Origin of the sequence: Mesorhizobium sp. M7A.F.Ca.US.014.04.1.1 (assembly GCF_003998745.1) — a bacterium.
Classification (GTDB): Bacteria; Pseudomonadota; Alphaproteobacteria; order Rhizobiales; family Rhizobiaceae; genus Mesorhizobium; species Mesorhizobium ciceri.
In genome coordinates, this window is record NZ_RZRW01000522.1 from 1 (window position 1) to 3,946 (window position 3,946).

The window sequence follows — 3,946 nt, forward strand, 5'->3', positions numbered from 1 at the left end:
ACAGGGAAAAGGCCATTTCGCCGGATGTTCTGCGGTGCACCGCGCCGATGCTTGCGGCCCATTCCGCCCATGTCGGCGGCGAGCGGTGATCGCGGGCCCATTCGATGCTGAGAAGCGGCAGATCGAGAATATCGGCGGGCTTGCCGACCGGGTGTTTCGCCAGCAGCGTCGGCGAGCAGGCCGGCACCACCCAGTCGGTGAACAGTTCGGTGTAGTGCTCGAAATCACGATATTTCGTGCCGTACGAAATACGGAAGTCAACTTGTTCGGCGCCCAGCCTTGGCTCCGTCTCGGCGCCCACCAGCCGCACGGTCGCGCCGGGGTGGTCGACCTGCCAATCCAGGAGCTGCGGGCCGATCCATTTGCTGGCCAACGACGGCAGGCAGGAGATGGTCAAAGTGTCCGCGGACCGGGCCTGTTCGATGAGATCCTGGGCGTCGCGAATGTGTTCGAAGCCGACGGCAACCGCTGCGTGGTAAACGCGGCCCAGCGCGGTGAGGGCGACACTCCTGCCGCGCCGTTCCAAAAGCCGCGCCTCCAGCGCGTCTTCGGCCTTGCGGATCTGCTGGCTGACCGCGCCGACGGAGACGCCGAGTTCGTTGGCGGCCGCCGTCACACTGCCACGCCTGCCGAAAGCCTCGAAGGCCTGTATCGCACGCAGTGGGGGCGTCTTCTTCACCTGGGCAACAATCCTGGGGTCAGCTTGATTTAGTTTTTCTAAAATAGAACACAGATGCAAGCCCTATGTCGTCCCAGGCCCGCAAGATATTCGTTTAGGCGTCACAAGCTCGGGAGGACGCCATGTTTCTTCGAAACTGCTGGTACGTTGCCGCATGGGACCATGAGGTCGCCGACAGGCTGGTGCCGACCCGGATACTTGGCGAGGACATTGTCCTCTACCGCCGGACCGATGGCGTGGTGGCGGCGCTCGAGGATGCCTGTCCCCACCGCAAGCTGCCGCTGTCCATGGGCCGCATCAAGGGCGACACTGTCGAATGCGGCTATCACGGGCTGACCTTCGACAGCACCGGAACCTGTACGCGCGTGCCCGGTGCTGAAAAGATACCGCATGTGGCATGCGTTCGTTCCTATCCGATCGCCGAACGTTACGGGCTGCTGTGGATATGGATGGGCGAAGCGGCAAAGGCCGACCCCGCGCTGATTTTCGCGGTCGACCACTGGGGCGATCCGGCATGGGGCGTCAATCGCGGCGAGTCCATGGCGCTCGATTGCAACTACCTCTACATGACCGACAACCTGCTCGACCCCTCGCATGTGTCTTGGGTCCACCAGTCCTCCTTCGGCGGCGTTCAGGCGATGGAGGATGCGCCACTCGAAACCACCGTAGGCGCGGACGGCGTGACCGTGTGGCGCTGGGTGGTCGATGCCGCGCCGGCGCCCTTCTATGCGCCTTTCCTCAAATTCTCAGGCAATTGCGACCGCAAGCAGCACTACGAAGTGCGCTACCCCTCCAACGCCATCATCAAGGCGATCTTCGTGCCGGCCCGCACCGGCGGCGAGGGCAAGCCGCTGCACGAGGACGTGTTCCTCATGGACAGCTACAACTTCATGACGCCGGTCGATGAGAACCAGACGAAATATTACTGGTTCCAGATGCGCAATTTCGCCCCCGACGATTTGGAGGTTTCCCGCCAGTTCGCCACCTCTGTGCGCGGCGCCTTCGACGAGGACCGCACCGTGCTCAATGCCGTGCACAAGGGCATGGCAAACAAGCGCACGCCCAATCTCGATCTGAAGATAGATGTCGGACCGCTGCGCTTTCGCCGGAACCTGGCCAAGCTGATCGCCAGCGAGAGCCAGCAATTGGCAGCTGCCGAATGAATGCATTCACCGCTCGCGACACCATCGCAAGAAGCGGATTTCGCGACCTGAAATTGGTCGCGAAGGTGCGCGAAAGCGCCCTCATCACTTCATTCCATCTCGAGCCGGTCGATCCACAGGACTGGCGCGACTTCCAGCCGGGCCAGTTCCTGGTGTTCCGGATTCCGGTAGCGCGGGAGGCCGCCGGCGAAAGGGGATATGTGCTGCGCAACTACAGTATCTCCTGTTCCCCAGACAGCGCTTCCTATCGGATCAGTGTGAAGCGTGAGGCAGCACCCGGGCCGGGGCTTCCCGATGGGATAAGCTCGTGCTTCCTGCATGACCGTATCGACGTCGGTGATGTGCTTCAGGCGGAAGGGCCGCGCGGCGATTTCGTGCTCGACAAGGCCAGCAACCGTCCAGTCGTGCTGCTCAGCGGCGGCGTCGGGCTGACGCCGATGGTGTCGATGCTGCATGCGTTGGCTTCGTTGCCGGACCGCCGTGCCGTCTTCATTCACGCCTGCGACAACGGCGATGTGCATGCCTTGCGCGATGAGGTGACCGACCTGGTCTCGACCCGTCCCGGCCTGACCGCACACTTCTGCTACCGGCTCCCGTCCGAGCGCGACAAGGCCGAGCAGCGCTTTCATAGCGAAGGCATGATTTCGCGGGACGTGCTGCAGCGTTTGCTGCCGATCGATGACTATGATTTCTACCTCTGTGGCCCGCCGCCGTTCATGCAGGCGATCTACGTCATGCTGCGCGAGCTTGGCGCGCCAAGGTATCGCATTGCCTACGAATTCTTCGGCCCGGCGACGGTGCTTGAGCCCGATGCAGTGCGAGTTCCCGCGGTTCCAGCGCAGCCGGCAAGGATCGAGCCGGCCGGGGAAGCGACAACCGTGGAATTTCGGAAGTCGGGCCTGACGGCCGTCTGGGATGGCTCGGCCGTATCGTTGCTCGACTTCGCCGAGAACCAAGGTCTGTTGCCGGAATTCAGCTGCCGGGCCGGCATCTGCGGCACATGCAAGTCGCGGCTGATCTCGGGCGACATCGCCTATTTCGAGGAACCGCTGGACGAGCTTGGAAGCAGCGAAGTGCTGTTGTGCTGCTCCAAGCCGCGCGGATCAGTCGTCCTCGATATTTGACAAGATTGCCGCGCGTGGGCGCGGGGAAACGGAAGTCGGGATTTGGAACAGTCGGTCAAACCAGCGTCGAGCCTGCCGCTCAATCCGCATATCGCCGCCTTGCCGCCCTACAATGCCGGCATGAACATCGCGATGGCGCGGGCGCTGAGTGGCCGCAACGATGTCGCCCGGCTGGCCAGCAACGAGAACCCGGATGGGTGTTCTCCCGCCGTCATGGCCGCATTGGCCTCCTCATCCTTCGAGCCATGGCGCTATGCCGATCCGGCCTGCACGGCGCTGCGGGCGGCGCTTGGCGAAAAACTGGCGATCGATCCTGGCATGATCGTTGCCGGCAATGGTTCCGAGGAGATGATCGCCGCCATCTCGCGCGCCGTCCTGGTGCCGGGCGCCTCGGTCGTCACCACGGTGCCGAGCTTCGGGCTGCATGAGATAGAGCCGCTGGCTGCCGGTGCCGATGTCGTCAAGATTGCGATGAAACCCGAGATGGGGTTCGATCTTGCCGCGCTCGAAGCGGCGATCGCCGTTGGGCCACGGATCGTTTTCATATCCTCGCCGTGGAATCCGGTCGGGCCGGGTCTCGACCACGCTGGCCTGCGACGGCTGATCGGCGCCGTGCGACCCGGCACGCTTCTTGTCCTGGACGAGGCCTATTTCGAATTCGCCGATCCCGGCGCGCCCGACGGCATCGAGGTCCTGCGCAACAGCAGCATCGACCATGTCGTGCTGCGCACATTTTCGAAGGCTTATGGCCTGGCGGGGCTGCGCGTTGGCTATGCCGTTTGTTCGGGCTTCGAACTGGCAAGAGTGATCGCGGCCGCCAAGACGCCGTTCAACGTCAATGCGGCAGCACAGGTCGCCGCTATTGCGGCACTGGCCGACGAAAGCTGGATGAAGGCGTCGGCGGGCCGCGTCAGAGCCGAGCGCGTGCGCACCGCCGCCGCACTTACGGGCCTTGGTTTCCGGGTTGCCCAGTCGCGGAC

General features: G+C 63.6%; 4 protein-coding genes. 3 read left to right on the forward strand and 1 reads right to left on the reverse strand.

Translation table 11 applies throughout. The features are described from left to right. A partial coding sequence (locus tag EOA22_RS26550; protein WP_245478692.1) for a LysR family transcriptional regulator occupies window positions 1-739 on the reverse strand: 739 nt, incomplete at its 3' end. A gap of 62 nt (window positions 740-801) precedes the next feature. On the opposite strand from EOA22_RS26550, the gene EOA22_RS26555 reads away from it, so the two are divergent. The 3 genes from EOA22_RS26555 to EOA22_RS26565 all read left to right on the forward strand — a co-directional run. Beyond that, window positions 802-1,842: an aromatic ring-hydroxylating dioxygenase subunit alpha gene (locus EOA22_RS26555; RefSeq protein WP_013530418.1), complete on the forward strand. Its 1,041-nt coding sequence runs from the start codon at window positions 802-804 to the stop codon at window positions 1,840-1,842. Further along, the gene (locus EOA22_RS26560; protein WP_063168716.1) at window positions 1,839-2,966 is read left to right on the forward strand and encodes a 2Fe-2S iron-sulfur cluster-binding protein; all 1,128 of its coding nucleotides are present in this window, start codon (window positions 1,839-1,841) and stop codon (window positions 2,964-2,966) included. The genes EOA22_RS26555 and EOA22_RS26560 overlap by 4 nt, the downstream gene beginning before the upstream one ends. Window positions 2,967-3,008: 42 nt before the next feature. Further along, window positions 3,009-3,946 (forward strand): aminotransferase class I/II-fold pyridoxal phosphate-dependent enzyme (locus EOA22_RS26565; protein WP_127390332.1); only part of this gene is annotated, 938 nt, incomplete at its 3' end.